This window comes from Paracoccus sp. AK26, assembly GCF_011801365.1.
Lineage (GTDB): Bacteria > Pseudomonadota > Alphaproteobacteria > Rhodobacterales > Rhodobacteraceae > Paracoccus > Paracoccus aerius.
Map to the genome: position 1 here is coordinate 2,606,664 of NZ_CP041041.1, position 17,521 is coordinate 2,624,184.

18 protein-coding genes and 1 pseudogene are annotated in these 17,521 nt (G+C 66.4%); 16 read left to right on the plus strand and 3 right to left on the minus strand.

Annotation, left to right across the window (positions count from 1 at the left end; translation table 11 throughout):
* The first annotated feature begins 66 nt into the window (after window positions 1-66).
* From FIU66_RS12970 to FIU66_RS13000, 7 genes are all read left to right on the plus strand, one after another.
* A complete protein-coding gene (locus FIU66_RS12970) occupies window positions 67-1,128 on the plus strand; it encodes a cytochrome-c peroxidase (RefSeq protein WP_240544694.1) in 1,062 nt (353 codons plus the stop codon).
* 177 nt (window positions 1,129-1,305) lie between these two features.
* The gene (gene rpsF, locus FIU66_RS12975) at window positions 1,306-1,773 is read left to right on the plus strand and encodes a 30S ribosomal protein S6 (RefSeq protein ID WP_167623153.1); all 468 of its coding nucleotides are present in this window, start codon (window positions 1,306-1,308) and stop codon (window positions 1,771-1,773) included.
* 2 nt (window positions 1,774-1,775) lie between these two features.
* A complete protein-coding gene (gene rpsR / locus FIU66_RS12980) occupies window positions 1,776-2,003 on the plus strand; it encodes a 30S ribosomal protein S18 (protein WP_103173059.1) in 228 nt (75 codons plus the stop codon).
* A 12-nt stretch (window positions 2,004-2,015) separates the two neighbouring features.
* Entirely contained in the window at window positions 2,016-2,600 is a 585-nt protein-coding gene (gene rplI, locus FIU66_RS12985) for a 50S ribosomal protein L9 (protein ID WP_167623154.1), read from the plus strand.
* Window positions 2,601-2,760: 160 nt separating this feature from the next.
* Entirely contained in the window at window positions 2,761-3,723 is a 963-nt protein-coding gene (gene bmt / locus FIU66_RS12990) for a betaine--homocysteine S-methyltransferase (RefSeq protein WP_167623155.1), read from the plus strand.
* Window positions 3,724-3,772: 49 nt separating this feature from the next.
* The gene (locus tag FIU66_RS12995) at window positions 3,773-4,555 is read left to right on the plus strand and encodes a YoaK family protein (RefSeq protein ID WP_167623156.1); all 783 of its coding nucleotides are present in this window, start codon (window positions 3,773-3,775) and stop codon (window positions 4,553-4,555) included.
* On the plus strand, window positions 4,552-4,917 hold the full coding sequence (locus FIU66_RS13000) for a DUF983 domain-containing protein (protein WP_167623157.1): 366 nt from the start codon (window positions 4,552-4,554) through the stop codon (window positions 4,915-4,917). Before FIU66_RS12995 ends, FIU66_RS13000 begins: the two co-directional genes overlap by 4 nt.
* An 8-nt stretch (window positions 4,918-4,925) precedes the next feature.
* Here the strand turns inward: FIU66_RS13000 and FIU66_RS13005 are convergent, their stop codons facing one another.
* Window positions 4,926-6,005, minus strand: a complete 1,080-nt coding sequence (locus FIU66_RS13005) for a PA0069 family radical SAM protein (RefSeq protein ID WP_167623158.1) — start codon at window positions 6,003-6,005, stop codon at window positions 4,926-4,928.
* Window positions 6,006-6,108: 103 nt separating this feature from the next.
* On the opposite strand from FIU66_RS13005, the pseudogene yghU reads away from it, so the two are divergent.
* Window positions 6,109-6,966: pseudogene (yghU, locus tag FIU66_RS13010) on the plus strand (glutathione-dependent disulfide-bond oxidoreductase); the annotation flags it as partial.
* 331 nt (window positions 6,967-7,297) lie between these two features.
* Here the strand turns inward: yghU and ilvC are convergent.
* Entirely contained in the window at window positions 7,298-8,320 is a 1,023-nt protein-coding gene (gene ilvC / locus FIU66_RS13015) for a ketol-acid reductoisomerase (RefSeq protein WP_167623159.1), read from the minus strand.
* A 130-nt stretch (window positions 8,321-8,450) separates the two neighbouring features.
* Between ilvC and FIU66_RS13020 the strand changes: the two genes are divergently transcribed.
* The 8 genes from FIU66_RS13020 to FIU66_RS13055 all read left to right on the plus strand — a co-directional run bounded on the left by FIU66_RS13020 (window position 8,451) and on the right by FIU66_RS13055 (window position 14,997).
* Window positions 8,451-8,906: an Lrp/AsnC family transcriptional regulator gene (locus FIU66_RS13020; RefSeq protein WP_167623160.1), complete on the plus strand. Its 456-nt coding sequence runs from the start codon at window positions 8,451-8,453 to the stop codon at window positions 8,904-8,906.
* Window positions 8,903-9,364, plus strand: a complete 462-nt coding sequence (locus FIU66_RS13025; RefSeq protein WP_167623161.1) for an Lrp/AsnC family transcriptional regulator — start codon at window positions 8,903-8,905, stop codon at window positions 9,362-9,364. Before FIU66_RS13020 ends, FIU66_RS13025 begins: the two co-directional genes overlap by 4 nt.
* Before the next feature lie 49 nt (window positions 9,365-9,413).
* On the plus strand, window positions 9,414-10,640 hold the full coding sequence (locus FIU66_RS13030; protein WP_167623162.1) for a glutathionylspermidine synthase family protein: 1,227 nt from the start codon (window positions 9,414-9,416) through the stop codon (window positions 10,638-10,640).
* 12 nt (window positions 10,641-10,652) lie between these two features.
* A complete protein-coding gene (locus FIU66_RS13035) occupies window positions 10,653-11,231 on the plus strand; it encodes a DUF1190 domain-containing protein (protein ID WP_167623163.1) in 579 nt (192 codons plus the stop codon).
* A gap of 68 nt (window positions 11,232-11,299) precedes the next feature.
* The gene (locus FIU66_RS13040; protein ID WP_167623164.1) at window positions 11,300-12,205 is read left to right on the plus strand and encodes an ABC transporter substrate-binding protein; all 906 of its coding nucleotides are present in this window, start codon (window positions 11,300-11,302) and stop codon (window positions 12,203-12,205) included.
* Between the two features lie 7 nt (window positions 12,206-12,212).
* Entirely contained in the window at window positions 12,213-13,349 is a 1,137-nt protein-coding gene (locus FIU66_RS13045) for an ABC transporter permease (protein WP_167623165.1), read from the plus strand.
* A complete protein-coding gene (locus FIU66_RS13050; protein ID WP_167623166.1) occupies window positions 13,346-14,266 on the plus strand; it encodes an ABC transporter ATP-binding protein in 921 nt (306 codons plus the stop codon). The genes FIU66_RS13045 and FIU66_RS13050 overlap by 4 nt, the downstream gene beginning before the upstream one ends.
* Entirely contained in the window at window positions 14,263-14,997 is a 735-nt protein-coding gene (locus FIU66_RS13055; RefSeq protein WP_167623167.1) for an ABC transporter permease, read from the plus strand. The genes FIU66_RS13050 and FIU66_RS13055 overlap by 4 nt, the downstream gene beginning before the upstream one ends.
* A 16-nt stretch (window positions 14,998-15,013) precedes the next feature.
* Here the strand turns inward: FIU66_RS13055 and FIU66_RS13060 are convergent, their stop codons facing one another.
* Entirely contained in the window at window positions 15,014-17,371 is a 2,358-nt protein-coding gene (locus FIU66_RS13060) for a glycogen/starch/alpha-glucan phosphorylase (RefSeq protein WP_240544695.1), read from the minus strand.
* Between the last annotated feature and the right edge of the window lie 150 nt (window positions 17,372-17,521).

The following is a 17,521-nucleotide window of genomic DNA, read 5'->3' on the forward strand; positions in this document are numbered from 1 at the left end:
GGCGGCGGTCGCGAATGGGCGGCATCATCCATCCCGGGCGCGCGAGACATGAAACGAGAGACAGCCATGAAGACATCCCTTCTTGCCATCGCGGCACTGGGCGCGCTTGCGCAGCCCCTGCTGGCCCAGACCGCGCTTCCGCCGGATGCCGACCTGCGAGCCGCCGCCCTGGAATGGTTCGAGCCCATTCCCCAGACGCCCCAGGCCCCGGCCAACAACGTGCTGACCCCGGAACGGGTGGATCTTGGCGCGATGCTGTTCTTCGATCCGCGCATGTCGCTGTCGGGCCTGTTTTCCTGCCAGACCTGCCACAACGTGGGCCTGGGCGGCGTGGACGGGCTGACCACCTCGATCGGGCACGGCTGGCAGCAGGGGCCGCGCAATTCGCCCACCATGCTGAACGCGATCTTCAACATCGCGCAGTTCTGGGACGGCCGCGCGCCGGACCTTGCCGAACAGGCGAAAGGCCCCGTCCAGGCCGGGGTCGAGATGAACAACACCCCAGAATACCTGATCGGCACGCTGAACTCGATGCCCGGCTATGTCGAGGGCTTCGAGGCGGCCTTTCCCGACGAGGCGACGCCCGTCAGCTTCGACAACTTCGCCCGCGCGATCGAGGCTTTCGAGGCGACCCTCATCACCCCCGACAGCGCCTTCGACCGCTATCTGAAAGGCGATGACGCGGCGATGACGGAACAGGAAAAGCGCGGCCTTGCAGCCTTCATGGACACGGGCTGCACCGCCTGCCATTCCGGCGTCAACGTGGGTGGCCAGGACTATTATCCCTTCGGCGTGGTCGAGCGGCCGGGCGGATCGGTCCTGCCCGAAGGCGACCGGGGCCGCTTCACCGTGACGCAGACGGCTAGCGACGACTATGTCTTCCGGGCCGCACCCCTTCGCAACGTCGCGCTGACCGCGCCCTATTTCCATTCCGGCGCCGTCTGGGACCTGCGCGAGGCGGTGCAGATCATGTCCTCGTCCCAGCTTGGCACCGAACTGGCCGAAACGCAGGTCGACGAGATCGTGGCCTTTCTGGGCACGCTGACGGGCAAGCAGCCGCAGGTGGTCCACCCCATCCTGCCGGTGCGCAACATGGACACGCCGCTGCCCCAGCCGATGGTGCAATGAGGCCCCACCCGGCCTGGTCCTGCCAGGCCGGGCAGCCGCGAATCACCTTGCATCCCCAGCATTCGCCGCTATAAGACCCCATCCTTCCGCCGAGACCTTGCAACCGGCGCAGCCTCTCGTGACGGGTGCGGAAGGATTGCCCGTCGATGAAATGCGTCCGAATCTGAAAGGGATGCCATGCCTCTGTACGAGCATGTGCTGATCGCCCGCCAGGACCTGTCGAACACGCAGGCCGAAGGGCTGATCGAACATTTCTCGACCGTGCTGGCCGACAACGGCGGCAAGGTGGTCGAAAACGAATACTGGGGTGTCCGCACCCTCGCCTACAAGATCAACAAGAACCGCAAGGGCCACTATGCCTTCCTGCGTTCGGACGCGCCCTCGGCCGCCGTGCAGGAAATGGAGCGTCTGGCCCGCCTGCATGACGACGTGATGCGCGTCATGACCGTGCGCGTCGACAAGCACGAGGAAGGCCCCTCGGTCCAGATGCAGAAGCGCGAAGAGCGCGGCGAGCGTGGTGACCGCGGCGACCGTGGCGACCGCCCGCGCGGCGACCGCGGCGACCGTGATCGTGGCGACCGCGGTGATCGTAGTGGCGACCGTGGTGATCGCGGCGACCGCCGCGAGCGGACTGAAAGGATCTGAACATGGCGAACAAACCGTTCTTCCGCCGCCGCAAGGTTTGCCCCTTCTCGGGTGAAAACGCTCCGGCGATCGACTACAAGGACACGCGCCTGCTGCAGCGTTACATTTCCGAACGCGGCAAGATCGTGCCTTCGCGCATCACCGCCGTGTCCGCCAAGAAGCAGCGCGAGCTGGCCCGCGCCATCAAGCGCGCCCGCTTCCTGGCCCTGCTGCCCTATGTCGTGAAGTAAGGGGACAAGGACATGCAAGTCATCCTGCTGGAACGCGTGGCGAAACTTGGCCAGATGGGCGAAGTCGTCAACGTGAAAGAGGGCTTTGCCCGCAACTTCCTCTTGCCGCAAGGCAAGGCGCTGCGCGCATCGGACGCCAACATCAAGGCGTTCGAAGGCCGCAAGGTGCAACTGGAAGCGCAAAACGCCGAATCGAAGGCCGAAGCGCAGAAGATCGCCGACAAGCTGGACGGCCAGACCTTCGTGGTCATTCGTTCCGCCTCGGATGCCGGCGCGCTTTATGGTTCCGTGACCACCCGCGATGCGGCCGAAGCCGCGACCGAGGCCGGCTTCACGCTGGACCGCAAGCAGGTCGTGCTGAACCAGCCGATCAAGGATCTGGGCCTGCACCAGGTCAGCATCGTGCTGCACCCCGAGGTTGACGCAACCATCGTGCTGAACGTCGCCCGTTCGCCCGAGGAAGCCGAGCTTCAGGCGCAGGGCAAGTCGATCCAGGATCTGGCCGCCGAGGCCGATGCCGAGGCCGAATTCGAGATCGCCGAACTGTTCGACGATATCGGCGGTGCCTCGGACGACGGGGACGACGACCGGAACTGATCCGGCCGCACACGCAAACGTCAGGGCTGCGCCGGGAAACCGTCGCAGCCCATTTTCGTTCATGTGCAAATTGTTTCCCACCGGAACCAGACGTATCATGGACTTGATGATTGGTAGCCGTCCCTGGACGGATATTTCGCATTTTACCGCAGGACAGGTGATGCCCGACCCTCTCAGCCAGCTTCTTGCCAGCCGCGACTGGCTGATGGCCGACGGCGCAACGGGCACGAACCTGTTCAACATGGGCCTGGCTTCAAATGTCGCCCCGGAATTCTGGAATGCCGATCACCCCGAAAAAGTCCGTCGCCTTTACAAGGATTCGGTCGATGCGGGCGCCGATCTTTTCCTGACCAACACCTTTGGCGGCAATGCCAGCCGACTGCGGCTGCAAGGCGCCGCCCACCGGGTTCGCGAGTTGAACCTCGCAGGCGCCGCAATGGCCCGCGACATCGCGGATGCCAGCGGCCGCAAGGTCATCGTGGCAGGCAATATCGGACCCACGGGCGAGATCATGGCCCCCATCGGCAGCCTGTCCCAGACCCGCGCGGTCGAGATGTTCCATGAACAGGCCGAGGCGCTGAAGGAAGGCGGGGTCGACATCCTGTGGGTCGAGACCATCAGCTGCGAACGAGAGTTCCGCGCCGCGGCCGAGGCCGCGCGCCTGGCGGACCTGCCCTGGTGCGGCATGATGAGCTTTGACACCGCGGGCCGCACGATCATGGGCGTGACCTCGGCCCAGCTTGCGGCCCTCGTGGAACGCCTGCCGAACCCGCCCGTCGCCTATGGCGCCAATTGCGGCGTTGGCGCGGCGGATCTGCTGCGGACGGTGCGCGATTTCGTGGCATCGGGCAATGAACGCCCCATCATCGCCAAGGGCAATGCCGGTATCCCGCATCTGGAGGCCGGGCACCTGCATTACGACGGCACGCCCGAGATCATGGCCGATTACGCCTGCCTGGCCCGCGACCTGGGCGTGCGCATCATCGGCGGCTGCTGCGGCACCACGTCTGCCCATCTGCGCGCCATGCGCGAGGCCCTGGAAACCCGCCCCGCAGGCCCGCGCCCCTCGCTTGAGGAAATCGCCGCCCGGCTTGGCGGCTTTTCCTCGGTCGGCGGGGTCTAGAACCGCCTGCTCTGCTGACAGGCGGCAAGCCATTGGCTAGATTGGCCCTATGGCACGCCGCACCCGCTTTCTTCGCCCCCTGACTTCGGCAAAGGTGCTGGTCAGCCACCGCCGCAGCCGGGGCAGCGATTATGTCCTGGCGCTGTTCCTGGCAGGCATCGCGGGCGCGTCGAATGCGGGCGGCTTCTTCGCCCTGGGGCAATACACGTCACATATGACAGGCTATCTGTCGCAGATCGCCGACAGCCTGGCCGTCGGCAACCTGCTGGTGACGGGCACGGCGCTGCTGGCGATCGGCGCCTTTACCGCAGGGGCGGCCTTTTGCGCTTTTCTGGTCCACTGGGCGCGGCACCGGATGGGCCGGCAGCAATTTGCCCTGCCGCTTGCGGTCCAGGGCGTCTGCCTGGGCTGCTTTGCCTTCGGCGGCATCTTCACCACCACGCCGGGGCGGCTGTTCGCGCTTGCCTGCCTGTGCTTCATCATGGGGATGCAGAACGCCACGATCACCAAGATCTCGGGCGCGCGCATCCGGACCACCCATGCCACGGGGATGATCACCGATATCGGGATCGAGGGAGGTCGGGCGATATACCGGCTGGTTCAACCGGGACGCGGGGCCAGCGCGGACCTGCGGAAACTGCGCATCCTGCTGTCGATCGTCGGAACCTATGTACTGGGCGGGATCGTTGGGGCCATGGGGTATGCAATGGTCGGTTTCTATTTCTCGCTGCCGCTGGCGGTTCTGCTGCTGGCGCTTGCGGCACCCGGCCTTTCGCCCGGGCCGTTGACACGCAGGGGACCGGCCGCAAAGCCAGAAGGACCACGACCATGACCGAGGAACGCGACGCCCAGACAGCAGTCCTTCGCGGATTGATGAACAGATGCCCCAATTGCGGCAAGGGCAAGCTGCTGCGGGGCTATCTGGGCGTGCCGCCGGAATGCGAGGTGTGCCATGCACCCTTGGGCCGATATCCGGCGGCGGACGGCCCGGCCTTCTTTGCGATGACCATCATGCTTTTGCTGCTGATCCCGCTGATCGGCTTTACCTGGGTGCTGTTCCGCCCCTCGCCCGTGATGCTGCTGCTGATCACCGGGGGCATCACGACGGTCGTGACGCTGATCCTGCTGCGCTTCGTCAAGGGCGCCTTCATCGGCTATCTCTGGGCCAAGAACGAACAGGACCGGGGCGCCTAAGGGGGCGCCTAGAACAGCGACAACTGGTCCCCCGCCCGCTGGGGCGGCCCGAAGCGGCTGCAATCCAGCGTCGCGGCGTCCTTGTGATAGCCCAGCCGCCGGCGCGCCAGCCGGAACCGCTGCAGGGCCAGATCCGCCTCGACGCCCTCGCCCCGGAAACGATGGCCGAAGCGCGGATCGTTGTCCCGCCCGCCGCGCATGGCCGCCACGCGGTTCATCACATGGGCGGCCATGCCGGAATGGTGGCGGTCCAGCCAGTCGCGGAACAGGGGCGCGACCTCATGCGGCAGGCGCAGGGGGATCATGCTGGCGGTGGTGGCCCCTGCCTCGCGCGCGGCAGCCAGGATCGCCTCGATCTCGGGCTCGGTCAGGACAGGGATGACGGGGGCCACCATCACGCGCACCGGGACACCGGCGGACGACAACTCGCGGATCATCCGAAGGCGCGTGGCGGGTGCGGGGGCGCGCGGCTCCATGGTCCGGGCGAGGCCGCCATCCAGCGTCGTGATGCTGACGCCGACCGCCGCCATCCGCTTGGCCGCCAGTTCCGCCCACAGGTCCAGGTCGCGCAGAACCGTCTGACCCCGCGTGACCAGCGTCACCGGATGGTTCCAGTCCGACAGAACCCGCAGGATCCCCGGCATGATCGCCAGCCGGGATTCGACCGGCTGGTAGGGGTCGGTATTCGTGCCAAGCGCGATTGGCGCAGGCCGATAGCTGGGCCGCGCCAGTTCGCGGGCCAGCAATTCGGCGGCATCCGGCTTGGCGGTGATGCGCGTCTCGAAATCCAGGCCCGGCGACAGGCCAAGATACGCATGGGTCGGCCGGGCGTAGCAATAGATGCAGCCATGTTCGCAGCCGCGATAGGGATTGACCGAGCGGTCGAAGGAAATGTCGGGCGAGGTGTTGCGCGTGATGATGCTGCGCGGCCGTTCCACCGTGACCTGGGTGCGCAGCAAGTGGCTGTCCTCGGGGATGTCCCAGCCGTCGGATTCGCGCAGCCGCTGGTGCGGCTCGAACCGCCCGTCTGGTCGGGTATCGGTGCCTCGGGCCTTCAGGCGCTTGTCGGGATCGCGGGGCGGCAGCATGGCCCGGTTTTAGAACATTTCACGAACATCTGCCAGCATTTTTGATGGTTGATGTTCCATCCGACCACCGCCATCCTGCGCCCATCACAGACAGGAGGCCGTCATGACCGACGATTACACCCCGCCAAAGGTGTGGAGCCAGAAGGGCCAGAACGGAGGCCAGTTCGCCAGCATCAACAAACCGACCGCCGGGGCGCAGTTCGACCGCGACCTGCCCGTGGGCCGTCATCTCCTGCAGCTTTATTCGCTGGCCACGCCCAACGGGCAGAAGGTCACGATCATGCTCGAGGAGTTGCTGGAGGCGGGCCATGACGCCGAATACGACGCCTGGCTGATCCGCATCGGCGACGGCGATCAGTTCGGCAGCGGCTTCGTCGCCGCCAACCCCAATTCCAAGATCCCGGCGATGATGGACCATTCGGTGACGCCGCCGCGCCGGGTCTTCGAATCCGGCTCGATCCTGGTCTACCTGGGGGAAAAGTTCGGGGCCTTCCTGCCCGCCGATCCCACCGCACGGACCGAGGCGATGAACTGGCTGTTCTGGCAGATGGGATCCGCCCCTTTCCTGGGCGGCGGCTTCGGGCATTTCTACGCCTATGCGCCGGTCAAGATCGAATACGCCATCGACCGCTATACGATGGAGGCCAAGCGCCAGCTTGACGTGCTGAACCGCCATCTGGCCGACAACCGCTTCATGGCAGGCGACGAATACTCCATCGCCGACATGGCGATCTGGCCCTGGTATGGGCAGGTCGTGGCAGGCAAGCTGTATGGCGATGCGGCGACCTTTCTGGATGCGGACATCTATGCCAACGTCCGCCGCTGGCATGACGAGATCGCGGCCCGTCCCGCCGTGCAGCGCGGGATCATGGTCAACAAGACCTCGGGTGATCCGTCGCAGCAATTGTGGGAACGCCACGATGCCAGCGACTTCCAGACCCGCACGCAGGAGAAGCTGAAAAGCCTTCAACGGAAAGATGTCTTGAATATGGTTAATTATCTGGAAAGTAAGGCCATGGATGAAAGCCTGTATTCCAAACTACACCATTTCTCTCTCAAAGGGCGGAATGAAAAGTTCAAACAGACAAATGATTATTGGTCACAGCAGGGCGAGATTGGTTCGGAGCCGAATTTTCGCTTTGCCGCCCGTCTAGATTATATCGTCAGCGGTCATCAGCGCGGAGAGACCTGGGAGAACTTAGCAGAGCGTGCGCTCTGGCTCTATCCTCTTGAAGTTTAAGATCTCATAAAAGCCCGCCATAAGGCGGGCTTTCTAGACAGAAACGCTATCGTCAGTTCCGCGCGCGGTCCACCATCTTGCCCTTGGAGATCCAGGGCATCATCTCGCGCAGCTTGGCGCCGACCTGTTCGATCTGGTGTTCGTCATTGGCGCGGCGCGAGGCCTTCAGCGTCGGCTGGCCCACGGCGTTCTCCAGCATGAAGTCGCGCACGAACTTGCCCTGCTGGATGTCCTGCAGAACCGCCTTCATGCGGGCCTTTGTTTCCTCGTAGGGCAGGATGCGCGGGCCGGTGACATACTGACCGTATTCCGCCGTGTTCGAGATCGAGTAGTCCATGTTGGCGATGCCGCCTTCATAGATCAGGTCCACGATCAGCTTCACCTCGTGCAGGCATTCGAAATAGGCCATCTCGGGTTCATAGCCCGCCTCGACCAGGGTTTCGAAGCCGCAGCGGATCAGCTCCACCAGGCCGCCGCACAAGACCGCCTGTTCGCCGAACAGGTCGGTTTCGCATTCCTCGCGGAAGTTGGTCTCGATGATGCCCGAACGGCCGCCGCCGATGGCCGAGCAATAGGACAGCGCCACGTCAAGCGCCTTGCCTGTCGCGTCGTTGTGGACCGCCACCAGGCAGGGAACGCCGCCGCCCTTGGTATATTCGCCGCGCACCGTGTGGCCGGGGCCCTTGGGGGCCATCATGATGACATCGACGCCCGGCTTCGGCTCGATCAGGCCGAAATGCACGTTCAGGCCGTGGGCAAAGGCGATCGCCGCGCCTTCGCGCAGGTTGTCGTGGACATATTTCCTGTAGGTTTCGGCCTGCAACTCGTCCGGCATGGTGAACATGATCAGGTCGGCCCAGGCGGCTGCCTCGGCGATGCCCATGACCTTCAGCCCCTCGCCTTCGGCCTTCTTGGCCGAGGGGGAACCCTCGCGCAGGGCGACGACGAGGTTCTTGGCGCCCGAATCGCGCAGGTTCAGCGCATGGGCATGGCCTTGGCTGCCATAGCCCAGGATCGCGACCTTCTTGTCCTTGATCAGGTTAACGTCGCAATCGCGATCATAGTAAACGCGCATGGGGATGGTCCTTTCATTCTGCTGCTGCCGTTCTAGCGCCCCCAATGCGATGATGCCTGCGGAGCGGATGCAGGATCAGGCCGATCTTGCGAAAAGATCATGCCGTGATATGGCATTTTTTATGATTTTCATGCCCGACAGCACCGACCGCCGCATCCTGCGCCAGCTTCTGGCCGAGCCCGAGGCCGCGAATGCCACCCTGGCCGAACGCGCGGGCGTGACATCCGCCGCGCTGTGGCGGCGGCTGGAACGGATGCGCGAGGCTGGCGTCGTGAAAGGCGTGCAGGCGCGCATCGACTGGCGGGCAATGGGTTGGGCGGTCGAGGTGTCCTTGCGCTTCACCTTGGACAAGACCAACCCCCGTGCCTTTGATGAATTCCTGGCCGCCCTGCGCCAGGTGCCCGAGGTGATCGAAATCCAGTCCTTCCTGGGCAGCGTGGACTGGCGGGCGTCCGTCATCGCGCGGGACATGGCCCATTGGCAGCAGGTCTATCGCGACCGCATCCTGACCCTGCCCCATATCGCCGAACTGGACGCCCTGATGCTGGTCGCCACCATCAAGGACAGCGGGGAACTGGCGCTGTGACCGATGTGGATGCGACCGACCTGGCAATCCTGCGCGTCTTGGCCGCGGACGCCACCCGCAGCGCCGCCGATGTGGGGCGCGCGGTCGGCATCGGCCAGCCTGCCGCTTGGCGGCGCATCAAGCGGCTGACCGATGAGGGCGTGATTGCTGGGCGCCGTGTGGTTCTGGACCAGGCCGCGCTTGGCTTTGGCGTGACGGTCTTTCTGGGCATCAAGCTGGCCGCCAAGGGCCGCGCCGGCCTGGAGGACTTCGAGCGCGCCGTCACCGCCATCCCCGAGGTGCAGCTTGTCCAGCACGTCCTGGGCCAGTTCGACTACCGCCTGCGCATCACTGCCCGCGACATCAGCGATTTCGAACGCATCCTGCGCCGCCGGATCATGACCCTGCCCGGCGTGGGCCAAGTCGAGGCGAATGTGATGCTGTCCGAGGAACGCAGACCGGGACCCCTTGGCGCCTGAGGCGCGTTTCGTCTGGCCCCGTCCCTTGTCCCGCGCTACAGATCCGCTCATGCAAAAGATCACCCTTCCCGAACGGCCCGACTGGCGCGACACCGCGAAAGAGGTGGGCTTCACCTTCGCCGACATGCATGGCGAGCCCTATTGGGACGAAAGCTCGGCATACCAGTTCACGCTGCGCCAGATCGAGGACGATATCGAGGAACCCTCGACCGACCTGCACGCCATGTGCCGCGACGCCGTGGCCGAGATCGTGACCAGCCAGGAAATGATGGAGCGTCTGGGCATCCCCGACCCCCACCGCGACCTGGTGGCCGACAGCTGGCGCCGCAACGAGCCCGAGATTTATGGCCGGCTGGACCTGGCCTATGACGGCAAGGGCCCGGCAAAGCTGCTGGAATACAATGCCGACACGCCGACCTCGCTTTACGAAAGCGCGGCCTTCCAGTGGCAATGGCTGGAGGACCAATTGGCGGCGGGCGTCCTGCCGCGCGGGGCGGACCAGTTCAACGGCATCCACGAGGCGCTTGTGGAACGCTTCCGCGCGCTTTTCGACCGCAACACCGACATCCACTTCACCGCGATGGCCGACAACCCCGAGGATTACGCCACTGTCGAGGCCATGGCCTGGGCCGCACGCGAAGCCGGGATGGGCGCGCATTACACCGATCTCGACAAGCTGGGCGTGACCAAGCAGGGCCAGTTCGTCGATGCCGAGGACCGGGTGATCGGCACGCTGTTCAAGCTGTATCCGTGGGAAGACCTGCTGCGCGACGATTACGCGCGCCACATCAAGGGCTCGGGCTGCCTGTTCCTGGAACCGGCCTGGAAGGCGCTTGTGTCGAACAAGGGCATCCTGCCCGTGCTGTGGCAGATGTTCGAAGGCCATCCGAACCTGCTGCCCGCCTTCTTCGCCGATGACGTGGCCGATGCGCTTGTGGCGGGCGGTCGTCCCGTCCCCGGTGTTGCGGCGGCCTTTGACAAGGTTGCCGACCAGTTCAAGCGCGGCCATGTGGTCAAGCCGATCTTTTCGCGCGAGGGCGCGGGCGTCAGCATCGTCGAGGCTGGCGATGTGACCGAGGCGTCCCCAAATACCGACTATGACCAGCATCCGCGCATCGTTCAGGCCTATGCGCCCTTGCCCGACTTCGACGGCTTCAAGCCGATCGTCGGCGCCTGGATCGTGGGGGACGCCTGCGTGGGCATGGGCCTGCGAGAGGACCGGGCCCGCATCACGCAGGACCTGTCGCGCTTCAAGCCGCATTTCATCGCGGACTAAAGGGGGAAAGACATGAGGAAACGTTCCAGAGCCGTTGCCCTGACCATCCTTGGCGCCGCCAGCTTCGCCATCGCCGGCTGCCGCGAGGAACAGGTGGACGCGCAGGCCTTTCCCGATCTGGCCAGTTGCCAGGCCGCCGCGGCCCAGGGCGGGTTGTTCACCGAGGCCGAATGCCAGCAATCCTTCGCCGAGGCCGAACAGCTTCATGTCGAATCCGCGCCCCGATACGACAGCCTTCAGGTCTGCGAGGAACAGCATGGCGTCGGCAATTGCGGGTCCGAGGACCAGCAGGTCTCGAACGGCGGGTCGGGCAGCATCTTCATGCCGCTGCTGGCCGGATACCTGATCGGGTCGATGCTGGGGGGCGGCGGATTGTCGCGGTCCCAGCCGATGTATCGCAACGCCCAGGGGGGCTACACCAACGCCGCGCGCACCAGCACATTCTCCAGCAATACCGGCCGCGCGGCGCTGAACAGCAGCCAGTTCGCCCGGCCTGCGGCGACCGCTGGCCAGCCGCCGATGTCGCGGGCAACCGCCGCGTCGCGCGGGGGCTTTGGTTCAAGCGCGGGCAGCCGCAGCTTTGGCGGTTGACCCCTCGCGGATTTGAGTGAACCTTGGCCGGGCCACAGCGTCTTGCCTTGTCCCGTCAGGAGTTTGCCATGCCCCGCCTTGCCCCGCTTGCCGCCACCCTTCTGATGGCGGCCACACCCCTTGCCGCGCAGGACATCGTCGTATCCTCGAAGATCGACACCGAAGGCGGACTGCTGGGCAACATGATCCTGCTGGCGCTGCAGGACGCGGGTCTGCCGGTGCAGGACCGCCTGCAACTGGGCGGCACGCCGATCATGCGCGACGCCATCGTGGCAGGCCAGATCGACATCTATCCCGAATACACCGCCAACGGCGCCTTCTTCTTCAACGAGGCCGACAGCCCGGTCTGGAAGGACGCGGCCCAAGGCTATGCCCGCGTGGCGGAACTGGACCGCGAACAGAACAACATCGTCTGGCTGACGCCCTCGCCTGCCAACAATACCTGGGCCATCGCCCTGCGCCAGGAGGTGGCCGAGGAAAACGGCCTGGCCACCATGAGCCAGATGGGCGAATGGATCGCGGGCGGCGGCCAGGTGAAGCTGGCGGCCTCGACCGAATTCGTGACCTCTCCGGCGGCGCTGCCGGCCTTCCAGGAAACCTACGGCTTCGCGCTGACGCCTGACCAGCTTGTGCAGCTTGCGGGCGGCGACACGGCGGCGACCATCGCGGCGGCGGCGCAGCAGACATCGGGCGTGAACGCGGCCATGGTCTATGGCACCGACGGCGCCATCGCCGAGGCGGGACTTCTGGTGATGGAGGACGACAAGGCCGTCCAGCCCGTCTACCAGCCCGCCCCCATCGTCCGTGCCGAGGTGCTGGAGGCCCATCCCCAGATCGCCGAGGTGCTGGAGCCGATCTTCGCCTCGCTGACGCTGCAGACGCTCCAGACGCTGAACGGCCGCATCCAGATCGGCGGCGAGCCGGCCTCGGCCGTGGCGCAGGACTATCTGACGCAGGCGGGCTTCCTGGACTGACCCAGCAGTGCGGCTGTCGCCCCCAGGGGTTCTGTTCGCGCTGATCGGCACGGCGGGGCTGGCCCTGCCCCTGGTGCAGTTCAAGCCCAACCGGATCGTCGCGGGCGAGGGGATCGGGCTGCACGTTCTTCCCCTTGGCATTCCCTTGGCGGCGGCCCTTTGCGGCCTTCTGCTTGCCGCCTGCGTTGGCCGGTGGCCTGCCGCATTGCGTCTGGCGGCTGCGGTGTCAGGGTTTGTCACAGTGATCCTGTCGCTGGGCTTGGCCGCGTCCCATCTGACGCCGGAAGGGAACACCATTGCGCGCGTGTCCCCGGCCTCGGGCTTCTGGCTGCTGCTGCTGGCCTTCGGGCTTATGCTGGCCGATGCGGTCGGCCGCCTGCGCCCGTCGCTGGCGCTGCGGTGGCTGATGCTGGCCGCGGCCCTGGGCCTGGTGGCCGCGATCCTGGGGTCTGGGCTGCTGGACGGGGTGTCGGTGATGCGCGAATACGCCAGCCGCCGCGACCTGTTCGGGCGCGAGGCGCAGGCGCATCTGATGCTGGCCTTCGGGTCGCTGGGCGCGGCGCTGCTGGTGGGCATCCCGGCGGGCATCGCGATCTTCCAGGCGCCCCGCTGGCGGGGGCCGGTGCTGGGCGTGCTGAACATCCTGCAGACCATCCCGTCGCTCGCGCTGTTCGGGATCATGATCCCGGTCTTTGGCTGGGTCGCGGCCAGCCTGCCCGGCGCGGCAAGGCTGGGGGTGGCGGGGATCGGCGTCTTTCCGGCGCTTGTGGCGCTGTTTCTGTATTCGCTGCTGCCGGTGGTGTCGAACACGCTGGCGGGCCTGTCGGGCGTGCCCGCCGCCACCCGCGACGCGGCCCTGGGCCTGGGCATGACCCGGCCGCAGGTGCTTGCGCAGGTCCTGGTGCCGCTGGCCCTGCCGGTGCTGCTGGCGGCGGTGCGGATCGTGCTGGTCCAGAACATCGGCCTGGCAGTGATCGCCGGGCTGATCGGCGGCGGCGGCTTCGGCACCTTCGTCTTCCAGGGCCTGAATCAGACTGCGATGGATCTGGTGCTTCTGGGCGCGCTGCCCACCATCGCCCTGGCGCTTGTCGCGGGCATCGCGCTTGACCTGCTGATCCAGGCGGCGCGCAGGGGAACCCCGTGATCGAGATCCGCAACCTGTCCCGCCTTTACGACGGCCTGGCCGTGGTCGATGACGTCAGCCTGACGGTCGAGACCGGGCAACTGGCCGTGCTGGTCGGCACCTCGGGGTCGGGCAAGACGACGCTGCTGCGGATGATCAACCGGCTGGTGCAGCCGTCATCCGGGCAGGTGCTGATCGACGGCGTGGACACGGCGACCCTGCCCGCGCATCTGCTGCGCCGCCGGATCGGATACGCGATCCAAGGCCATGGCCTGTTCCCGCACCGGACCGTGGCGCAGAACATCGCCACCGTGCCACGCCTGCTGGGCTGGCCGCGCCGCCAGATCGACGCGCGCGTGGACGAGCTGCTGGCCCTGTTCCAGCTTGATCCCGCCGCCTTTCGCGGCCGGATGCCCCACCAGCTGTCGGGCGGGCAGGCGCAGCGGGTGGGCGTGGCACGCGCCCTTGCCGCCAAGCCCGACCTGCTGCTGATGGACGAACCCTTTGGCGCGCTTGACCCGCTGATCCGGGCCAAGGCGCAGGACGACCTGCGCCAGATCCAGCGGCAGCTTGGCACCACGCTGATCCTTGTCACCCATGACATGACCGAGGCCGTGGACCTGGGCGACCGCATCGCGGTCATGGACGGGGGCAAGCTGCTGCAATACGACGCGCCCGCCCGCATCCTGACCGACCCTGCGACGCCCTTCGTGCGCGACCTGATCGGCACCACGGACCGGGCGCTGCGGCTGCTGTCACTGGCCCGCGTCGGCGACATCGCCGCCCCTGGCCAGGCCGAGGGCCCCGCCATCGCCCCCGGCGCATCCCTGCGCGACGCGTTGGCCGAATGCCTGTGGAGCGGGCGTGATGCCCTGCCGGTCGAGGGCGGAGGCGTCGTCACGCTGGACGCGCTGCGGGCAAAGGCCCGGCCGCGATGACCGGCCGCATCCTTCTGGGGCTGGCAGGGCTGGTCCTGCTGGCCTTCCTGGCCGCGCCTTCTGCCTTTGCGCCGCTGTTCCAGCCCTTCACCCGCAACAATGCGCCCGCGATCTATACCCAGACCAGCCTTCTGTCGCTGACCCTGTCGCATCTGGCGATCGTGGCGGTGGCGGTCGCGGCCTCGACCCTGGTGGGGCTGGTGCTGGCGGTCCTGGTCACGCGCGGTGCGGGGCGCGAGTTCCTGCCCCTGGCGCGCACGGTGACTGCCGTGGGCCAGACCTTTCCGCCGGTCGCCGTGCTGGCGCTTGCCGTGCCGGTGATGGGCTTCGGCACCGGCCCGACACTGGTGGCGCTGTTCCTTTACGGCCTGCTGCCGGTCTTCGAAAACGCGCTTGCGGGCCTGACCGGCCAGACCGCGCAGGTCACCGAGGCCGCGCGCGGCATGGGCCTGACGCCCCGGCAGCGGCTGTGGCAGATCGACCTGCCGCTGTCCCTGCCGCTGCTGCTGGCGGGAATGCGGCTGACGGCCGTGATCTCGCTGGGGACGGCCACCATCGGCTCGACCGTGGCCGCCCGCACCCTGGGCGAGGTGATCATCGCGGGGCTGCTGTCATCGAACACCGCCTTTGTCCTGCAGGGCGGGCTGGTGGTCGGCATCCTTGCGGTGCTGATCCACCAGGGCTTCCAGGCCTTGGAACGGCGCATCCGCGGGCGGATGGGCCTGGTCTAGCGTTTAGGCCCTACCCTCAGATCGCCACGGGCCGCACCTGCCAGATGTCGTTCATATAGCCCCGGATCGTCCGGTCGGACGAAAAGAAGCCCGACCGCGCGATGTTGAGCGCCGCCATCCGGTCCCAGGTCGCGCTGTCGCGATAGGCCGCGTCGATACGCCGCTGCGTGGCGAAGTAATCGTCGAAATCGCTGGCGACCAGGAAGGGGTCGTCGTTCCAGGTCCGGTCCAGCAGCGCGTAATAGGACTCGGCCCGCCCGAAGCGCCCTTCCGAGATCAGGTGCAGCGCGTTCTTCAGATCCTGGCTTGCCTCGATCGCGCGGCGGGCATGGCCGGGGGTCGCGGCCTCGGTCGCGGCGCGGCCGGCGGTCAGGCCGAACAGGAAGAAGTTCTCGGGGCCGACCAGGTCGCGGATTTCGACATTGGCCCCGTCCAGCGTGCCGATGGTCAAGGCGCCGTTCATGGTGAACTTCATGTTGCCGGTGCCCGAGGCTTCCTTGCCGGCCGTGCTGATCTGCTCGGACAGATCCGCGGCGGGGATCAGATCCTCGGCCATCGAGACGTTGTAGTTGGGCGGATAGGCAATCTGCAGAAAGCGCCGGGTCACCGGGTCGTTGTTGATCGTGGCCGCGACGTCGTTGATCAGGTGGACCACCGATTTCGCCAGCCAGTATCCCGGCGCGGCCTTGCCGCCGAAGATCTTGACGCGCGGGGTCCAGTCGCCGTTCGGATCGTCGTGGATGCGCTGCCACAGTGCGATGGCTTCCAGGATGTTCAGAAGCTGGCGCTTGTATTCGTGGATCCGCTTGACCTGGATGTCGAAGATCGCGTCGGGATCGGCCTTCACCCCCAGATCGGCCAGAAGCCCGTCGGCCAGCCAGACCTTGTTCGCGCGCTTGACCTCGCCCAGCTTCTCGCGGAAGGCCGCGTCACCGGCATGGGGTTCCAGCCGGCGAAGCTGTTCCAGATCCGTGGTCCAGCCCTCGCCGATGCTGTCGTCCAGAAGCTGCGCCAGGCCGGGGTTCGACATGCGCAGCCAGCGGCGCGGCGTCACCCCGTTTGTCTGGTTCACGATCCGGTCCGGGTGCAGCCGGTGCAGGTCGGCGAAGACCGTGTCCTTGACAAGGTCGGTGTGCAACGCCGACACGCCGTTAACCTTGCTGGCCATGATGAAGGCCAGTTCCCCCATCTGGACCTGGTCGTGCTGCACGATCCCCACATGGGGCGGGCGGCCCGTGGCCCTGCGGTGATCTTCGTCGATCATCTGGATGATCTGCATGTGGCGCGGCAGCACGCCGCCCATCAGCCAGGTGGACCAGCGTTCCAAGGCCTCGGGCATGAGGGTGTGGTTGGTATAGTTCAGCGTCCCCCGTGCCAGGTCGCGCGCCTCCTCGAAGGGCAGGCCGTGGTCGTCCATCAGCAGGCGGATCAGTTCCGGCCCGGCGATGGCGGGATGGGTGTCGTTCAACTGCATCGCCACCTTTTCCGGCAGCAGCCGCAGGTCGCCATGTTCCTGGAGGAACCGGCGCAGGATGTCCTGAAGCGATGCCGAGGTCAGGAAATATTCCTGCTTCAGCCGCAGTTCCTTGCCGGCATCGGTCGTATCGTCGGGATAAAGGACGCGCGACAGGGTCCGGGCCAGGGCCTCGGGCTCGGCCGCGGCGGTGTGGTCGCCTGCGTTGAAGCGGTGCAGGTCCAGAAGCGTCGTCGGATGCGCGCCCCACAAGCGCAGGGTATTGGCCCAGTTGCCGCCCCAGCCGATCACCGGCGTGTCATAGGCCCGCGCGATCACGCTTTCGCCGGGGCGCCAGACGGCCTTGCCGTCCACGGTCTCGACATGGCCCTTGAAACCGATCGTATAGCTGTAATCGACCTTCACGAACTCCCAGGGATGGGGCTGGTTCAGCCAGTCCTCTGGGGTTTCGACCTGCTGGCCGCCTTCGAACCGCTGGCGGAACAGCCCGTGCTCGTAGCGGATGCCATAGCCGAAGGCTGGGCAGCTCAGCGAGGACAGCGATTCCATGAAACAGGCCGCCAGACGCCCCAGCCCGCCATTGCCAAGGGCGGCATCGGGTTCGTTGTCCAGGATCTGCTGCTTGTCCAAGCCCAGCATCTGCAGCGCCTGGTCCATCGGCTGTTCCAGGCGCAGGTTGATGATCGCGTCGCCCAGCATCCGCCCGATCAGGAACTCCATCGACAGATAGCAGACCCGCTTGGCCCCCTGGTCGCGGGCCGCGCGGAAGGCATCCACCCAGGTGCCCGCCATCAGGTCGCGCACGGCATAGCTTATGGCCATCCGCCAGTCGAAGGGCGTGGCGAATTCCGGGCCGCGTCCCTGGCTGTGGGTCAGGTGGTGAAGAATCTGGTCATGCAAGTCTTGGGCCGAGGGAATGTTCTGCAACGTCGAGCCTCTTGGGGCTGTGAGAAATGGGAATCACCCTCGGGCTGCAGGAATACCGCCCGCGGTTGATTTCTGTTGCCAGCTTTCAAGGGGGTTGAAAAGGGCTGGCCCCCCGTGCTGGCA

What these genes read in the sequence shown, in the direction of transcription:
- FIU66_RS12970 (WP_240544694.1), top strand. Translation starts at nt 67, where the DNA reads ATGAAGACATCCCTTCTTGCCATCGCGGCACTGGGCGCGCTTGCGCAG.
- rpsF (WP_167623153.1), top strand. Translation starts at nt 1,306, where the DNA reads ATGCCTCTGTACGAGCATGTGCTGATCGCCCGCCAGGACCTGTCGAAC.
- rpsR (WP_103173059.1), top strand. Translation starts at nt 1,776, where the DNA reads ATGGCGAACAAACCGTTCTTCCGCCGCCGCAAGGTTTGCCCCTTCTCG.
- rplI (WP_167623154.1), top strand. Translation starts at nt 2,016, where the DNA reads ATGCAAGTCATCCTGCTGGAACGCGTGGCGAAACTTGGCCAGATGGGC.
- bmt (WP_167623155.1), top strand. Translation starts at nt 2,761, where the DNA reads ATGCCCGACCCTCTCAGCCAGCTTCTTGCCAGCCGCGACTGGCTGATG.
- FIU66_RS12995 (WP_167623156.1), top strand. Translation starts at nt 3,773, where the DNA reads ATGGCACGCCGCACCCGCTTTCTTCGCCCCCTGACTTCGGCAAAGGTG.
- FIU66_RS13000 (WP_167623157.1), top strand. Translation starts at nt 4,552, where the DNA reads ATGACCGAGGAACGCGACGCCCAGACAGCAGTCCTTCGCGGATTGATG.
- FIU66_RS13005 (WP_167623158.1), bottom strand. Translation starts at nt 6,005, where the DNA reads ATGCTGCCGCCCCGCGATCCCGACAAGCGCCTGAAGGCCCGAGGCACC.
- ilvC (WP_167623159.1), bottom strand. Translation starts at nt 8,320, where the DNA reads ATGCGCGTTTACTATGATCGCGATTGCGACGTTAACCTGATCAAGGAC.
- FIU66_RS13020 (WP_167623160.1), top strand. Translation starts at nt 8,451, where the DNA reads ATGCCCGACAGCACCGACCGCCGCATCCTGCGCCAGCTTCTGGCCGAG.
- FIU66_RS13030 (WP_167623162.1), top strand. Translation starts at nt 9,414, where the DNA reads ATGCAAAAGATCACCCTTCCCGAACGGCCCGACTGGCGCGACACCGCG.
- FIU66_RS13035 (WP_167623163.1), top strand. Translation starts at nt 10,653, where the DNA reads ATGAGGAAACGTTCCAGAGCCGTTGCCCTGACCATCCTTGGCGCCGCC.
- FIU66_RS13040 (WP_167623164.1), top strand. Translation starts at nt 11,300, where the DNA reads ATGCCCCGCCTTGCCCCGCTTGCCGCCACCCTTCTGATGGCGGCCACA.
- FIU66_RS13055 (WP_167623167.1), top strand. Translation starts at nt 14,263, where the DNA reads ATGACCGGCCGCATCCTTCTGGGGCTGGCAGGGCTGGTCCTGCTGGCC.